General features: G+C 43.5%; 15 protein-coding genes and 1 riboswitch. Of the genes, 6 read left to right on the top strand and 9 right to left on the bottom strand.

The features are described from left to right. Nucleotides 1–42: 42 nt before the first annotated feature. Nucleotides 43–1,038 carry an adenosine deaminase gene (add, locus tag L2730_RS08710; protein ID WP_248974235.1) on the bottom strand — a complete coding sequence of 332 codons (996 nt, stop codon included), beginning with the start codon at nt 1,036–1,038 and terminating at the stop codon, nt 43–45. Between the two features lie 24 nt (nt 1,039–1,062). After that, nucleotides 1,063–1,162: riboswitch (purine riboswitch) on the bottom strand. Between the two features lie 194 nt (nt 1,163–1,356). Here add and L2730_RS08705 point away from each other — a divergent pair. Next, nucleotides 1,357–1,731 carry a hypothetical protein gene (locus tag L2730_RS08705; protein WP_248974234.1) on the top strand — a complete coding sequence of 125 codons (375 nt, stop codon included), beginning with the start codon at nt 1,357–1,359 and terminating at the stop codon, nt 1,729–1,731. Between the two features lie 116 nt (nt 1,732–1,847). Here the strand turns inward: L2730_RS08705 and L2730_RS08700 are convergent, their stop codons facing one another. Together L2730_RS08700 and L2730_RS08695 are read right to left on the bottom strand one after the other, a co-directional pair. After that, nucleotides 1,848–2,426, bottom strand: a complete 579-nt coding sequence (locus tag L2730_RS08700) for a DUF2059 domain-containing protein (RefSeq protein WP_248974233.1) — start codon at nt 2,424–2,426, stop codon at nt 1,848–1,850. A gap of 70 nt (nt 2,427–2,496) precedes the next feature. Then, nucleotides 2,497–5,502, bottom strand: a complete 3,006-nt coding sequence (locus L2730_RS08695) for a M9 family metallopeptidase (protein WP_248974232.1) — start codon at nt 5,500–5,502, stop codon at nt 2,497–2,499. A gap of 776 nt (nt 5,503–6,278) precedes the next feature. On the opposite strand from L2730_RS08695, the gene L2730_RS08690 reads away from it, so the two are divergent. From L2730_RS08690 to L2730_RS08680, 3 genes are all read left to right on the top strand, one after another. Next, the gene (locus tag L2730_RS08690) at nt 6,279–6,734 is read left to right on the top strand and encodes a hypothetical protein (protein WP_248974231.1); all 456 of its coding nucleotides are present in this window, start codon (nt 6,279–6,281) and stop codon (nt 6,732–6,734) included. A gap of 66 nt (nt 6,735–6,800) precedes the next feature. Continuing rightward, a complete protein-coding gene (locus L2730_RS08685; protein ID WP_248974230.1) occupies nt 6,801–7,109 on the top strand; it encodes a hypothetical protein in 309 nt (102 codons plus the stop codon). 28 nt (nt 7,110–7,137) lie between these two features. After that, on the top strand, nt 7,138–7,695 hold the full coding sequence (locus L2730_RS08680; protein ID WP_248974229.1) for an HdeD family acid-resistance protein: 558 nt from the start codon (nt 7,138–7,140) through the stop codon (nt 7,693–7,695). An 83-nt stretch (nt 7,696–7,778) separates the two neighbouring features. On the opposite strand, the gene L2730_RS08675 is transcribed toward L2730_RS08680, so the two are convergent. Beyond that, entirely contained in the window at nt 7,779–8,543 is a 765-nt protein-coding gene (locus L2730_RS08675; RefSeq protein ID WP_248974228.1) for a class I SAM-dependent methyltransferase, read from the bottom strand. Nucleotides 8,544–8,682: 139 nt separating this feature from the next. On the opposite strand from L2730_RS08675, the gene L2730_RS08670 reads away from it, so the two are divergent. Continuing rightward, on the top strand, nt 8,683–9,525 hold the full coding sequence (locus tag L2730_RS08670; protein ID WP_248974227.1) for a 23S rRNA (adenine(2030)-N(6))-methyltransferase RlmJ: 843 nt from the start codon (nt 8,683–8,685) through the stop codon (nt 9,523–9,525). 168 nt (nt 9,526–9,693) lie between these two features. On the opposite strand, the gene L2730_RS08665 is transcribed toward L2730_RS08670, so the two are convergent. Together L2730_RS08665 and L2730_RS08660 are read right to left on the bottom strand one after the other, a co-directional pair. Then, nucleotides 9,694–11,088, bottom strand: coding sequence for a M28 family peptidase (locus L2730_RS08665; protein ID WP_248974226.1), 1,395 nt, complete (start codon nt 11,086–11,088; stop codon nt 9,694–9,696). A 189-nt stretch (nt 11,089–11,277) separates the two neighbouring features. Further along, nucleotides 11,278–12,159, bottom strand: a complete 882-nt coding sequence (locus tag L2730_RS08660) for a LysR family transcriptional regulator (RefSeq protein WP_248974225.1) — start codon at nt 12,157–12,159, stop codon at nt 11,278–11,280. A 97-nt stretch (nt 12,160–12,256) separates the two neighbouring features. On the opposite strand from L2730_RS08660, the gene L2730_RS08655 reads away from it, so the two are divergent. After that, nucleotides 12,257–13,639: an MATE family efflux transporter gene (locus tag L2730_RS08655; RefSeq protein ID WP_248974224.1), complete on the top strand. Its 1,383-nt coding sequence runs from the start codon at nt 12,257–12,259 to the stop codon at nt 13,637–13,639. 26 nt (nt 13,640–13,665) lie between these two features. On the opposite strand, the gene L2730_RS08650 is transcribed toward L2730_RS08655, so the two are convergent. From L2730_RS08650 to L2730_RS08640, 3 genes are all read right to left on the bottom strand, one after another. Beyond that, the gene (locus L2730_RS08650; RefSeq protein ID WP_248974223.1) at nt 13,666–14,358 is read right to left on the bottom strand and encodes a lytic transglycosylase domain-containing protein; all 693 of its coding nucleotides are present in this window, start codon (nt 14,356–14,358) and stop codon (nt 13,666–13,668) included. Next, a complete protein-coding gene (locus L2730_RS08645) occupies nt 14,355–15,377 on the bottom strand; it encodes a DUF3137 domain-containing protein (RefSeq protein WP_248974222.1) in 1,023 nt (340 codons plus the stop codon). Before L2730_RS08645 ends, L2730_RS08650 begins: the two co-directional genes overlap by 4 nt. 73 nt (nt 15,378–15,450) lie before the next feature. Beyond that, nucleotides 15,451–16,020 (bottom strand): LemA family protein, encoded by a 570-nt coding sequence (locus L2730_RS08640; RefSeq protein WP_248974221.1) that lies wholly within the window; start codon nt 16,018–16,020, stop codon nt 15,451–15,453. Between the last annotated feature and the right edge of the window lie 780 nt (nt 16,021–16,800).

Genomic DNA, 16,800 nt, shown 5'->3' with positions numbered 1-16,800 from the left:
TCGTCATTGGCCAAAGCTGTGCTTTGGCCTGACATATATTGCTTACTCAGCTAAGGCCAGCAGTTGCTGTTTAACCGCGTCTGATGCAAATGAGTGCTGTACGCTGATCTTATAGATCTCGAAGTACTCTTCACGGCTAAGATTAAACTCTTGCATCACCTTACGCACTTCATCAGTCATCGTAGTGTTAGAAACAGTGCGGTTGTCAGTGTTGATGGTGATCAACACACCATCTTTATAAAATTCACTAAACGGGTGCTCACTCAAGCTATCAACCGCTTTCGTTTGCACATTACTGGTTGGACAGCTTTCAAGCGTTACTGAATTACTCTTAGTTAAATCATACGCCTGTTGATGTGTTTTAATATCGATGCCATGCCCAATACGCTCAGCGCCAAGCATTGCAATTGCATCATGCACGTTTTGACCAACACCTTGCTCACCTGCGTGAATGGTTACTCGATAGCCTTTTTCAACCGCATACTTAGCATGTGGGATGAACCCTTCGCAGAAACCAGCAAGCTCGCTACCCGCTAAATCAAATGCCACCACGCCATGATTAATAAAGCTGGCACCAGCATCAATAACTTCATTCACTCTATCTTTAGGCATGTTGCGAATAATAGATAGGATGAAATTACCTTTGATATCGTGCTGAGCTTCGGCTCTTTTCATGCCTTTTACGGCGCTACCGATTACTTGCTCCAGTGTTAATCCACTTTGCAGGTGCAATAACGGTGCAAAGCGCACTTCAAGATACTTAACATTTTCATTCGCAGCATCTTCAAAAACTTCAAAAGCGATTCGCTCTATACCTTCTGCTGTTTGCATCACAGATAGTGGGAGCTCAAATCGAGTTAAATACTCATCAAGGTTTAAACAAGGTTCTGGCGCGACCATCAGTGACTGAATTTCAGTAAGTTCAGTGCTTGGAAGCGTAATATTTTGTTGCTCGGCAATGTCAATAACGCTTTGCGGACGGACGCTACCATCTAGATGGCAATGAAGATCGATTTTGGGCAAGTTTAAATAATTCATAGGTCTCTACCTTTATTAATAAGACATCAAAGTCACAGACCTCATAATCAAGAATTTAAGGCTCTTGGTAGAAACTCCCAAACCATATCATTGGGATTATACGAAGTAATTAGCGGATGCGAATTTAACATTTTTAGTAGCAAAACTACAAGTTATCCTGACCTGCAAGGCCTAACAACCTTAATAGCACACCCTATAGAAGAATAGTGTAATTCGATTAATTATCAATAGCGTAGAGATCACCCCGTAATTTAAATTGCATACAATCTGCGCTACTGCTAAGTTAAAGAATTGGTAATACACATGGATGTTAACAACATGAATAATAAAATAGTGGTTGGAATTATAGCCGTAGCACTGGCAGGTATCGTGCTCTTTAGCTTAGAGCAAACTAAAAATCCTTCTTTAACCTCAACGACTGAGCCTGCCAGGATCAGCGCTAGCCAACCCTCGGTAGAAATAAATGCCACAGAGGAGGTTGCCAGTATACAGCCGCAGCTCGATCCCCCTAAAAATCACCAGGTGGAGCAAATAGAGGAAGTAGCAAACGTTGAATCAAAACCACTGCCACCACCTTATGGTTCGGCTCAACAAAAGCCCTCACCAGCTAATGGGCAAGGAGTTGTTTCCCATCCAAGTAGCCATGCTCCAGTCCAGGCACCAATCAGCCAAGCAAGCCCAAGGAAAGAGTAGCTACCACAAGCACCTCGTTATGATTAAATACATTTGATAACGAGGTCATTTTCCTAGCCACTATCTCCAATGTTATCCAACCTATTTACCAAAACAACACTCTTCCAAACAAACAATTATTGCGTGATATTCTTAGTTGGCTTTGAAGGTGGAGCAATTGGCCGGCTGTGCGGCGCCAGCCTTGTTCCTGTTTCATGATGAGTTATTGACGGCTGAGTGAGTCCTGCCTGCAACACAAACTCCTCGATCAGATAACTAAACTGGTTATTTATTAATATAACTTGCTGGTTAACTAGCTGGTCAACACTCCCTGCGAGTTGCGGCTGGACCATTAAGAACTTCCGCCCTACCTCTGAGCTAAAAAAGGCGGTTAACTGTGCAAGCTCAGCCTCGGAATACTGCAAACAGTAAGCTTCTATAATGGCAGGCTCAAGTTGCTTCCAGCTCAAGTTTTTTCGAGAAAAGTTAAATGCCTGCTCGCGGAACGATTGCTCTAACGACCGCTTCGCTTTTGGGATCTGGTAATCTTTAAGCAGATGAGTATATTGTGCCTGCAATTTATATTGTGCCTGCAGTAGCATTCCTTTTGCATTGATCGCATCCAATAATGAACTCGCTTGGCGCTGTTTACTGTCTTCATCGGCAAAGCCAATATTGGCGATAAACACCAGCAGAAGTATCCATAACCTATTCATGGTTATTCCTCTATTACGCTATTGAAATTAAACTGGAAAAGGGGCTCACGTTGAGCCCCAATAAAGTGTGTTATTCGATATCTACCTGAATCGTGGCCCCATTTGCACTGGGTTCACTCTGCACGGTAATGTAATACCAACCAACGGGAGGGTTGGAAACAGTGATCGACTCCTGATTAGTATCGGCGTTAGTTGAGGCATAATCATAACTTGCAGCATTCGACCAACTAGTACCAGCGTAGATGCTTAGGTTTCCACTACCATGCCCACTGCGAATAGACAAACTCTGCGCCCCTTGCTCGACATATATATGGTAATCATTACGACCATCACCGGTACAAAGTGGCTCCCCATCCACTATCTCAGCACGAGAAACCACACCACTGATGGCACATTGATCCACAATCTGTACGACTGGAGTTACTGGGTCCACAGGGGTAGTGCTCGCATCATTGACAACTGTCAGCGTTACTCCGCTAAATTCAGTACTGGTATCGACAGTAAAGTAACGCCAGCCTCGATGAGCAACGACTGTGATGGACTCGTTATTAGCAGCTGTGACCGATGATGCTTGCGCGCTATCAGTGCCAGCCCAAGTGTCAGCGTTATAATACAGATCGGCATTGCCATCGCCTCCCGCCAAACTAATAGTCAATGGGGTATTATCTTCTTCAACATAAACGTAGAAGCTGTTACGCCCACCACTGAGACACTCACTCTGACCATAATTTATCTGACCATAGTTTGTAGTTGCTGTACCACAATGAGGCACCACGGGATCTATCGGATCAACTGGGTCCACGGGATCAACAGGGTCTGGTGTACCAGGATCAGTCTCCACGGTGATCTTCGTTGTGCTAGCAATAAACTCTACCCCACCAAAATCACCGGAGAGCGTGATATAGTGCCAGTATTCCTCAGGGTTTAGCTGCACTTCAATGACTTCATAGTTACCATTACCGATACCAAAGCCTTCATTGAGCTCACCGCTAGCCCAACCTCCTGAATTATAGTAGATGTCAGCATCTCCCCAACCACCGCGAGTTCTGATCCATATTGAGCCGGTACCATTATCTTTATTCGCGAAAGAGAAACTTGCTCGCCCCAGCTTAGAGTCGACACACTCTATTGGTGTATCAAGTGTCATAGATGAGCTATTTGGATCATGGCGACTCGCTTCATCTGTCGGCTCACACACAGAGAAATCACTGCTTATGGTCGAAGGAGTTCCCGCCCAATTGCCATTAGTGCCGCTCGCTTGGGCATCCAAGTCTGCAGGGCCTTTATCAACAATACCGTCGTTGCTACTGCTGAGACCACTGGTTAGCCAGCCACGCCATTCATTGTCGTAGCTTGTCCCTATGCTATCCATCAATGCTTGGTATTCTTCATACTTATTATCGCGCAATAGCGCTAGTATCTGACTAACATCGTCATGGTGATTCTCAAACATAAATCGCACCGCTAAATATCCCCAACGGTAGATCCTGTCTTGCCCTGAGTCATAGTCATTCTTGAAAATGGTCGACAAGGAAAACTCTTGCGTTTCTCCCATCTCAATAGCACGACTATTAGCATCACGATAAGAGATATACTCAGCTAAGCCCTCGATCCACCAAATTGTATTGGCGGAGATACTACGGCTAAAGTCACCATAAAGGTTAAAGCGACCATCAAGATAATGTACATATTCGTGCTGTAGGTTCCATACATGGAAATCTGGCTGACGCCATTCAGCTTCATAAGCAATAAATCGTGCCTGATTTTTCAGCCCCGCAGGAGAGCCCTCTAAGTACATGCCGCCATTGTTAGTCGCGATGCCGAAGAAAGTACCCGCGTAAGATTGGTAGTCGTTAGAACTGTCAAAAACGACCAATTCCAAATCACTATTATTATCATTTGCCACGGGTTGATTACCCGTATTGAGCTTACTGTGGAAGTAAGTCTCTTGCCCTCCAAGTACACCACAAGCCCATGCAGCTTGGTCGTTATACATAGATTGAGCCCTAAGCTTCAAACTCGTTGAACACTTGTAGTTAAACGGTAAGGTGTCTTGCTCTAGCTCATATTTAAAACCGCAAATATCATAAACATTACAGTTAGCCCGATCGTAATAATCAGCCATCTCTGCTGCAGCTAACCACAGTACGTCAGTGGAGTCATTTTTAGAGGTACTCGCTAAAACAGATTTAACCAAAGAGGTTGTTTTGGCAAACTGTGCATCGACATAATAGAAACGAGACATTTCACGTACCGCATTCACTAACACATATTGAGCATCAGTACCTAACAGGTGGCGGTTGCGAGATTGAAAGCTATAAAGGTCGTCCATAATCGAGGAGTCACTTGTAAATAGCGCCTTTAGATCATCGTCCCACTGACCTCTAAACAAGGTGGTGAATATAGCATTAGCTGCAGCATTCATCCCCCAAGAGGCTTCCCAGCTGCTGTCGTATTCCGCCAGCACCTTCTTCGTCGTCCAATTAAATTCGGCACCTAGACCAGAGGAATCAACCAGAATTAACCCCTCTTTCAAAACGCCAGCGTTTTCATCGCTAGCCGTCCAAGCAGCGCTGTTGTTGAAGAGGTTATTCAGTGCCACCTTAGTATCAGATTCCACACCAGAGGAATATGTAGGCACATCATCTGGACTGTAAAACTGCACGTAAAGTGCGGCACGTATATAGTAGATCAAGGATTCTATGCCGTCTGTATCGACACCAGTGTACCTCAACGCGCGATCTCTAACGCCAGCTAAAGCTGTGCGAATATTGCTTTCGCTGAATAAAGCTGTTGCATCACTACCGCGTAAATTATAAAGCGGACTCACACATTGAGGATCAGAGCTCGCAAGCTTATCGACTAACCCCCAGCCGCTTAAGCCGATAAAGGACTCACAACCTTCAGTACCCACAGGGCCTACGGCGCCCATAGCTCCCATAGGTTGGGTCAGTGTTGCTTGTGAAGATATTTTACTAAGTGGAGTAGCAATCTCAGATTCCATGGCGCTCACTGGCAAAGCCAGCGACGATGCGCTAAATAGGCCAAGCGCCACCACGAGGTGATTTGGTTTCATCGTAAATTCCTTGTAAGTGGATTATTGCAGACGTAATCCAGACTCAAACAGCAGAGCTCGCCTGTTATTTATGAGCCAACATCCTTAATGAACTCACATAGAATACAATATACCAAAATAAAGATTAACGATAGATAAGCAGCTATTATTTACACGAAATCAATAGCGCTTACGGTTGAATAGCTCGCAACATTTTGAATTTTATAGATATAAAACTCGGACGATTGTTAGTAAAATGTTACAGCAACATGACTAAGGTTCAAGTGAACTACAGAGTGGCTGGCAATATAGAGTAGTTTTACACGGCATGTTGACCATTTTGATGTATGGAAATCTCGACCATTAACTTTGACTGTCTATGTATATTCTCATCGAGCTGCTCAATGAACGATGACTGCTCACAAGTATTCACAACTTCACTTTACTCACCCATTATCGAATTTTTCAATTTCGGTGGGTAATCACCCGATGAATCCCCTTCATCTCTGCGTGTTGCTTTGTTCCTGAAGAGCCGTCACTAACGCGATAGCTTATGAGCTAATAATGAATATCGCTATTACAGCGATTAGCGCGATTTACTTGATCGCCCGTCAAGCTAGAAGCAACACTGTTCTCGTACCAATAAATTTTCATTTAAATCTTAAATAACAATAACTTGATATAGATAATATATCGATTATAACAATTTTATTTATTCAATATGTTATCAATCCTGCCTCTCATTACTATAGCCCCATCATTTAAACCAACCACGAATTAGTTTAGAGGCTCCATCCATGAAACAAACTTTAAGATCGCTTTCTATCGCGCTATTAGCGTTAGCGTCTACTTCTGTAATTGCAGATACCATTATCGACAACAACCTAAACGACATTAATACGTTTAACAGTGAAATGAACAAAATGGAGATCATCAACGTAAGCGGTGAGCTCTATGTATCTATGGAATCTTACTATCTCGATGATGTATTAGAGGTCGCCGAATCTATCACCGCAGACGTTCAACTGAAGAAAGTTTCAGATGCAGAAGCCGCTAACTTGGGTCTAGTTCCGTCAACTTCTTATTTTGTTCATAGCAAGAACAGTATTGAGGAACTCAGCGAGAAAGCCTCTATAAAACTGTTAAACGATAACCCTCATTTCTTCAGCGCTACACTGCTTCAGGGCGACAAATTTCTACAGGGTGAAAATGAGTTTATAGCCAAAATCACAGAGTACTCAGTGCCTAAATAGCACTCGATAACAGCAGCAATAATCCAATCAATTTAGTTAAATCCAACTTACAAAAAGGTAGTAAAAATGAAAGTTCTAGGCGTAGCGTTAGCATTAAGTGTATTTCTAGTCGGTTGCCAGTCACCCGCCGAATATCTTCAGTCATATCAACCTGAAGCAACTAAGTCTGCTGAAAACAGGTTCAAATTTGAAAATGATTGCACAGACGTCACTTCAACATTAATCAGCAGCAAAAAGATAAATATGGACGGCTTTGCAAGAAATTACGAGCGTCCACAATACCAAATGGGCGTTAAGGGCTGCAAAGTAAAGCAGGTTTACACCATTAACTGTGATAAAGGCTATGGCTGCACAGTCATCGCAGCAGCAAACTAATTATTAAGAATCAACAGAGAAATTAGATATGAAAAACGAACAAAACACCATTTTTGGTAAAGATTCAATTTGGTTTGCAATCATAGGCATTATTGTAGCGCTCACCGGTATTATCGCTATTGCGATGCCAATTGCAGCAGGAGTTACCATCGCGAGTGTTATTGGTGGATGCTTTATCGGGGTTGGCCTTATTCAGCTATACCACGCTGTAGGTATCCCACAATGGAGTGAAAAACTTTGGTATGTAGTCAGTGCGTTACTCTATACCATTGGCGGTATATTGATCTTAGTTGAACCATTTGTTGGCGTACTAACCATTACAGCCTTGATGATTACCATCATGATGCTCAACGGTATCAGTCGTATGATATTTGCTTTCAGCAATCGTAATACTCTGAGTAGCTGGGGCTGGGTCGCAGTTGGTGGCTTGATATCAACAGCAATAGCAACTTACTTTTTTAGCTTAATGAATGATGCAGATTTCTCTTTATCTATCTTGGGTATTTTTGTTGGAGTGTCATTTATATTCGAAGGCATTAGCTTTATTTTCATCGGTTCTGAAGTAAAAATAGCCGCTAGCAAGTAATCAACACGCAACAGATAAAACAAAGCCCAAATAGTGATAGCTGGGCTTTGTTATTAAAAATATTTATTCATCGATACAGCAGCTTAAGAGGTCATTGCCGCCTTAACATACACGTCGAAGCGATTCTTTTTCTGAGCAAGCACCATACTCGGTTTGACTCCATCAAGATCTTCGGCGTAATCAGGGCGCTTCACCACTACGCGCTTTGTCGCTAATGCTCGCGCAGGTTTAAGCAGGCCATCGGCATCAAGATCGGCCCCAACTAGGGTTTGAAATACCCGCATCTCTTTCTTAACTAATGCCGATTTCTCTCTATGAGGATACATGGGGTCAAGATAGACCACATCAATCTCAGTTCCAGAAGCTGCAGCGGCATCAGCTAGCGCATCAATACTTGAGCCATGAAATAGACTCATACGCTGTTGCATCCAGTCGCCAATTTCGCTGTCTTCATAAGCGCGCCGCAGTCCGTCTTCTAACAGTGCCGCCACCACGGGGTGACGTTCAACCATAATCACTTTACAGCCTAGGCTTGCAAGCACAAATGCATCACGACCAAGGCCTGCAGTGCCATCAACAACCGTTGGCGTGACGCCTTGTTTCAGCCCAACAGCTTTTGCAATTGACTGCCCACGACCACCACCAAATTTGCGCCTATGAGCCACAGCTCCTGAAACAAAATCAACGCTGATACCATCTAATTTAGGCTCATCGCGCTTATATAGGCTTAACGTATTGTGTTCAAAGCGCAATTCAAACTGTGACTCTTTATCCCACACCAATCCCCAGCGCTCACTAATATCAGCGAGTGACGGGTATTGTGGATTAAAAAAAATGGGTATTTGCAAAAGTAATTCCAGACTTTTAGTGGACTCACTTCATTATGCCAAATGCCAGCGAGAGTGAATACCTATACCTGATGACATATACAACTTATAATAGCTAGATTACGCAGTTTATTGCTGTCCATTCTAGTTTGGAATTCTCATGTTAAGTTACCGTCACGGCTATCACGCTGGCAATTATGCCGATGTTCTCAAGCACGCTATTTTGCTGCAAGTGCTGAAATTGATGCATAAAAAAGACAAGCCGATGGCTTATATTGATAGCCATGCTGGTGCTGGCGGCTATGCACTTACCGATGAGTTTTCTAAAAAGACCGGTGAGTATTTAGAGGGTGTAGCCAGATTATGGGATCGCAATGACCTACCAGAGTCTTTAGTGCAATACATCGCTGACGTAACCCATTTTAACCAAGGCAAGCAAGAGTTAGAGTTCTACCCAGGTTCGCCTGCGTTTGTAGATATGAATATGCGCCAAAAAGACCGCATGGTATTACACGAGTTACATGGTACTGATTTTTTGACATTGGATGAGCAGTTCACTGGTGACAGACACGTAAAAGTGATTAAGGGCGACGGCCTTAAAGGCATGATAGGTGCCGTGCCACCTCTTGAGCGTCGCGGGGTTATTTTAATCGACCCTAGCTATGAGATTAAAACCGACTACCAAGATGTAGCTAAAGCAATTATCAAGGCGCACAAACGCTTTTCTACTGGCGTATTTATGCTTTGGTATCCTGTGGTCGACCGCGCGCAAACAGAAGGTATGCTTAAACTACTTGCTGACAGCGGCATTAAAAATCAGCTACGTATTGAGCAATCTATAAAACCAGATAGCAACGAATTTGGTATGACCGCAGCGGGATTGTGGATCATCAATCCACCATGGCAGTTAGATACCATCGCTAAAGAGATGCTCGACTATCTTGAGCGACGCTTAGGCCAACCGGGCGGTAAAACCTCGGTTAAACAAGAAGTTCCAGAGTAATACCAAACCGTTAACTCGAACAGCCCAACTAAATGATTATACAGGTTGGTATTAGTATGGGCTGTTTGCTTTGAATGTTATCCCCATTGACTACAACATATTGAGCAGGCTCGCGGCACTGCATCCTTGAATCAATACCCAGCCATTGCCACATTCATGCGACTAAAATTAAAAAAATGCACCCGCTGCGCCAGGGAATACAACAGGACTGACATTACCATTGGCGCTGATACTGGCAACACCAAATAAGTAGTTATCGATGACCATGTTATCTAGGGTAAATTCAGTTTTATTGCCAACATAGCGACTGTGGGTCCATTCTGACTCAGTGGTTAATCGCCAATATACCCGATAGCCCACAACATCTTTTTGCGAAGCATGAGTCCAATTCAACGTGGTACTCGGGGATACCTGACCTTTGATGCTAACCTCGGTTGGCGGTGCTGGCGCCCATGCCATTGACGCTAAACTAATGGCGTTAAGTGCAGTGAGTTTAGCATTAAAGTTGAAGTCGACACCTTCGATAACATCACCATAAGCGATACCATTCTCAACACGAATATCTTGGTGTTGGCGGTTATAGTTCTCATTAGTTTCCATTATCCGTACAGCCGGTAAACCCGCTTTGTTAAAGGGCAAGTGATGACCACCACGGCCGAAGCGATCTAGACGATATACCAGCATGACATCAAGATTAGTCATGTATTGATCGGCCAGTGTCTTGATTTTACGGGCAAGGTTACGTGACGCTGAATCATTCTCGCCGCCACTAAAGTAGCGCTCTTTGGCCTCACCTTTGGTCTCTGCAATGCGCACACCTTCAGAGAAAACCCGCACCGAGTGGTTACTGATAACGCCGTTAATACCTTCAATATTGCCAATCATGTCATTATTCAATACTGCCTGTACCTGCCAGCCTTTATCTTGTGCGTACTGCGCTAACATGGCGCCGCCATATAAGCCTTGCTCCTCTCCTGAAAGTGCCGCATAAACAATCGTGCCGCTAAATTGATATTGCGATAACACCCGCGCAGCTTCAATTGCCCCCGCAACGCCAGAAGCATTGTCGTTGGCTCCGGGAGAGATTGAGGTCGAATTCATCACATCGGTTACCCGCGAGTCGATATCGCCACTCATCATCACCACACGCTTCGGATCTGAACTGCCGCGCTGAATAGCGATAACATTGACCACTTCAGTGGGGTTAGGAATACGTTTGCCCGTGACCGTATCACCGAGGGTAATCACCTCTAAGCAACCACCGCAAGCTTTAGATATCTGCTCAAATTCAGCTTTTATCCAACGTCTTGCAGCGCCAATGCCTTGGGTGTCTGACTTTGTATCAGATAGCGTATGCCGAGTACCGAAACTAACCAGTTTTTCAACATCGCTATGTAAACGCGCAGCGCTTGGTGCAGTGGCAATATCATACAGTCGCATATCCTCTTCAGAAGGGGCGACATGTGATTCAGCGGCAATACTCACCGTGGTCACGACAGTCAATGCCACAGTGGTTAAAGGCAATAAGGTGCGACGAAAACAAGCTGCTAGATCTATATTCATTACCGAGGTCTTTTGTTGTTATTTTGCGCACCACTTTAGCAAATCAGCGTCACGAATAGCCAATGGTAATGCGCTCAATTGTTAGCAGGTATGTCGGTGAAAGAACGCTAGCAGCATCAGCCACAACTTCATGCTGTTTTACTCAGTTATACTGCGCTTCTCCAGCAACTATCGAAGATCCAGCTAGCATTAACTGTCGGCTAATAAGCGATCTAATTCTTTAAAAAACCAGCGCATTACAGGGCCAATCTCTTTATCGCGGCGATTCACCACACCGATCTCTACTAGCAGCGGATCGGGAATATACTCTGTTGATAACTCAGCCAACTCATTGGAGTACCATTCTGTTTTTGCCACATGTTCAGGCACCAGTGCCCAACCCACGCCCTGTAATACCAAAGCGACAATGTAGTAGTAACTATCAATATACCAATAGCTTGCCGAAAGAGGTTGGCTTTGTGATTGACCTGTACGGTCACAAATCGCCAATTGTCGATACTGCATTAACTGCTCTAACGTTGGTGTGTTGATCTGTGCGAGTGCATGCTTTGGCGATACCACTAAGCTATGTTTGAATTGCCCAATGGACATGAATTCCAGTGCATCAGGTAACATTGCAGTGTGGAACATAATGCCAATATCCGCTCGACCTTCATCGACCCATAACGCAATATCCTCTTGAGAGCCATTGATAATGGTGAGCTTTAACAGCGGGAACTGAGTGGATACCCGCAGGAAAAAATTCTCGAAAGCGTTAACTGGTACAGCTTCGTCCATCGCCACAGTAAGAGCGACTTCTTCGCCTAATGTGGCTGTCATCGCACGAGCATGTAGTCGTTGGCACTGAGCAAGTACAGCTTGCGCTTCAATAAACATCTCTTCACCAAGCGCCGTTAGTATGGGTAACTTGGCGCTGCGATCAAACAGCTCAAAGCCAAGATCGGCCTCTAGATTACTGATAGCCGTGCTTACGCGAGACTGCGCTTTACCCATGCGTCGCCCAGCCGCTGAAAAAGAGCCTAATTTTACCGAGTACACAAATGCGTTTAGTTCATCCAATGTCCAGTTCACCACAAACTCCTATATCAAAAACAGATAGAAACTAACTTTGTTCAATCTCAATAGCAGAGTAACCTGCCCACATTCCTACTTCAACACTGTAAAAGTAATGTCAGCATTCACACCAACATCGGCGCAAGAGCAATCCATTAAGAAAACGTTCTGGCGTTATACTCTGCCCGCCATTGCTGCAATGTTGGTCAATGGCTTATATCTGATTGTTGACGGAATTTTTATTGGCCATTACATAGGTTTTGAAGGCCTCGCAGCCATTAATATGGCTTGGCCAGTTCTCTATTTTGTGGTGGGATTTGGCATTATGGTCGGCATGGGCAGCGGTAGTCTATTGTCGATACAACGTGGCAAAGGCGATTTGACCACAGCGCCAACCATACTTACCACCAGTATGATTGTTATGCTGCTATTATCGGCTGCCTCTACCCTCATCATCTTATTTTACAGCAGCCAACTATTACAAGCTCAAGGCGCCATAGGTACCACCTTGCAGATGGGGCAAGACTATATCGCTGTGTATGCTTGGGCCACCATTGCGACGGTTTTATCTGCAGCGCTGCCCTTTTTAATTCGCAACGATGAAAACCCGAATTTGGCGACAATATTGATGGCCTTAGGCGCTGTTATCAACATCATATTAGACTACCTTTTCATTGGTATTTGGGATATGGGATTAACCGGCGCCGCGGTCGCGACCATAACGGCTCAAATCACTATCTGTCTGATAGGGTTAGGTTACTTTTTATCAGGTTACAGCAACATAAAGTGGCCTACAAAGTTCACCCTATTCAACCTAAGCTTTAGCAGACAGATACTTTTACTTGGCTCATCCAGCCTGTTTATGTACCTATACACTAGCTTTGTATTTGCACTACATAATCGTCTATTTATGGACTACGGTTCGTCTATCACTGTCGGTGCTTTTGCTATTGTGGGTTATTTGATGGTGCTGTATTACTTTGTCGCCGAAGGGGTTGCTGAAGGACTACAACCACCTGTGAGTTACTATTACGGCGCAGAGCAACATGAGAATATCAGCAAGATGCTCAAACTATCAGTTAAAGTCACCTTTATTGCTGGCATAAGCTGGACCTTGTTACTCAATCTTTTGCCAGAGCTAATGGTTGGCCTATTTAATAATGAAGATCCTGTATTAATATCGACTGCAGTAGATGGGATCCGTATGCACCTGTTTGCGATGCCGCTAGATGGCTTTATTGCGCTAGCTTCGGTGTATTTTATGGCGACAAACCAAGGTAAGAAGGCGTTGATAGTTGCCTGCAGTAATATGCTAATTCAGCTGCCATTTCTGTACATTTTACCGAAGCTCATTGGGGTAGATGGGGTATGGTTAGCCATGCCACTATCAAATATAACTCTGTGTTTGGTCGTTATGCCTATGGTTTACTTTGACATCAAGCAGCGCCAAATCAAGGGCAACTCAACAATGAGTATTCAACAAGCTGCTACTGCATAAGACTCTTCAGAACTTCGAAGGACTTTCTAGGTTTTACGATAGCGCTGCAGCAAGATATTAACCCGTTCGACATAAGCTTTAGTTTCAGCAAAGGGTGGCACCCCTTGATACTGCTCGACTCTAGATGCTCCAGCATTATAAGCGGCACAAGCCAACGTGATGTCACCATCAAAACGCGCTAAAAGCTGGGCTAAATAACGGCTGCCAGCCTGAATATTCTCACTCGGTTTAAAGGCATCGGTCACTCCAAGTTCTTTTGCGGTTGCTGGCATCAACTGCATTAGACCTTGAGCACCGGTCTTAGAGATGGCAGATGCTTTAAAGGATGATTCGGCATGAATAACAGCTCTAATTAGCGCGGTCTCAAGCTGGTAAGTCCGCGCAGCGAGACGAATGTCGTCTTTATACTGCTGAGTATAAAGCGGTATCGATTGCCAGTTGATATTAGAGTTAGGTTTGCAGGCATAACAGTCGTATATTCGCACTTGGTAATGACCCGTCTCTGGCGGCCTGTCAGAGAAAACCACCACCCCATCAGCATTTTGATAATGGTAAACCTTACTTGGTGCAGTTAATGCCGGTTTAGGGCTACTGCTTTTTGCGGTACTACCCAATACACTTTTGTTAGATGGTTTAGCCACAAAATGTGGCTTACTGCTTTGTGCCCAGCTATAAAAACTAAAAAGACTAAGGCCACATAGCAGCAAAACTTTAATCATAACCCTATCGACCTATCTAGCTTTAGCTGGTCAACAATGGCAAATAGCTGCTTCATCTCTTTGTTTATTTGGCTAAACTCATATTCAAAGGTCGCCCCTTTAAATATCGATGCCATCTCAAAACGATTATCTTTGCTCTGCAACATAATCAGTAGACGGTCTTGATAAAAGGCACACTGGATCTTGTTATCAAAGCTTGCCGATAATGCCTGTAAGCGCTCCATAAAAGTCACCGTCAGTAGGAATCTCGCTTCTATTTGATCGGTAGAGAACACATCAAACTGTTTCTCAAAAATAGGATCTTCAAGCTTGACGCGCTCAAGTCCCTTAAAGCTTCCTGATAAGAAATTGATCAGCCCACCACGATTCTTAACCACCACAGTATGACCATCAAACGGCTTGTGGCTGCTAAGCTCAACCATCACCCCTCTAAATACAGTCTGAGTTTCAGTGCGTTTATCACGTTGCACCTGTTTAGTAAGGTGCAGTTCATTGAGTGCTATTTCAACGCCTTTATAGGTGCCTTGTACATAATCGTCGAAGTTAGCATTATCATAATAAGGCAGAATTTTAGATGCCTTTAATTTACTCAAGCTCATTTTGTGTTCGCGACTAAAAATAAAATCACGGCCAAAATATTTGAATATTTGCGGATAAATTCGCTGTTTGACGTCTTGTTTATAGTGTCTGATTGGACGATATAGCCACCATATAAAAGGCAGCAGCAATACCACTAACACTAAATAAAATAGCTCCGGTGCTGAACCAAGATTAAGCATGGGTTTAAACATCAAGGCTAACAACAACAGCGCCGCATAGATAGCAGCGCTTAGGTACAACCTGCCACGGCACGCTTTAAGACTGGCCACTCGTGCGCTTTCAAACTTGCTGGTTAGCGGTTCAATATGTTGTTGGTAGTGTGCTTTAAATGCTTCAAGTTCATCGCTAGAAGCCTGCAATCTGTCACCGCTGCGCAAAGCTTTGATCTGCGCACCAAAAATAAAACTAAAGATATTCATAAAGTAACTATGTTAAATCGTATTTATTGGTTAATACGCTTATGCAATGGCCAAAGCGTTTCTTTGCTCTGTGTTACTTTAAATAGTCAGCCGCATCTACTGGCGCTTTCGCTGCTTCATCGGCCTCATAGAAAGGCATCACTTTTACATTTGCAATTGACGCAATAATTGAACCAGGAAAAATTTCAACGGCGGTATTGAGCTCCGATACAGCGCTATTATAAAAACGACGTGCCGCTGAAAGCTGCGCTTCAACCTCATTATAGGTTTGCATCGCTTGTAGCATGGTATTATCTGAACGAAGTTCAGGGTAATTTTCAACGCTCACCATAAGTTGCGACATTTTCTGATTCAACTGTTCAGACACCTGCAGATGCTTTTTAACGGCATCAGGATCTGTGTCGCTATAACCCGCTATCGCTTGTGTTCTAAGCTCGGTGATTTCAGTCAGTAATGACTTTTCATGGTCCATGAACTTTTGCGCTATCTTCAAGATATTTGGCACTAAGTTCGAACGCTTTTTTAGCTGCACATCGATGCCAGATAATGCTTCTCGACCCGCATTGCGTTTTTTAATTAAGCTGACATACCAGAGGTAAGCAATGATTACTGCTAACCCTAAGCCCAATAAAATACCTTCCATTACTACATATCCTTATCGTTGTTATTCGTGCCTTTCTATCGAGGCATCTTCACCAATACGCTGAGAAACTTGCTATTTATCGCGTGACTATTGGCTTTAATAGCCACACTGTTACTTATTTAGCTGCCAAAATCCAGCCTAATAGACTAACTAAGTTGCATTTTTTGTTGGTGTTTTTTAACTCACAATTCACGTTATTGGCATAATTAAGCCGATAAAATCACATTTCACTGCTTAATAGCACTGGCTTATCATCATTAAATGATTAGGCTTTCCAAATAACATTAATCGGCCAAATTACCAACAGCAATAAAAAATAATCATTTTTAAATCAGTAGCTAATGACAAAACAAAACTAGTGCATTTTTGTACAGCCTTGCAATCAGGTTGCTATTCACTACCAATGTTTAAAGAAGTTAGTGATGTATTGGACTATTAAAGCCTAAAAACCGGTATTAAGGTTTAAAAAGCTGTCTTAACGACCTGCTCACTAAACTTAATGCACCAGTTGCAAACTCGCTTACTTTTCATTCAGCAGGGGTACAGTTGCCAGCCGCTATAGTAACCACATCCCAAGCGACATTGTTAGACAATCAATCCCTTTTTTGGACTCATTTAATATGAGTCCTTTTTTTTGCCTGAATTTACTTAAAAATAATCCCTAAGCACTTGTTTAAACATTAATAACTGTTCATCTAACCTGGCTTTACCATTCAGCATTGATACAGCTTATAGGCGCTATATTAGAGTCATCCCCAACGGACAGTTATTTTGTAAGCG

The sequence above is a fragment of the Shewanella kaireitica genome, assembly GCF_023284045.1.
In the GTDB taxonomy this organism is placed as follows: domain Bacteria; phylum Pseudomonadota; class Gammaproteobacteria; order Enterobacterales; family Shewanellaceae; genus Shewanella; species Shewanella kaireitica.
This window is presented reverse-complemented; position numbering and strand designations above follow the sequence as displayed.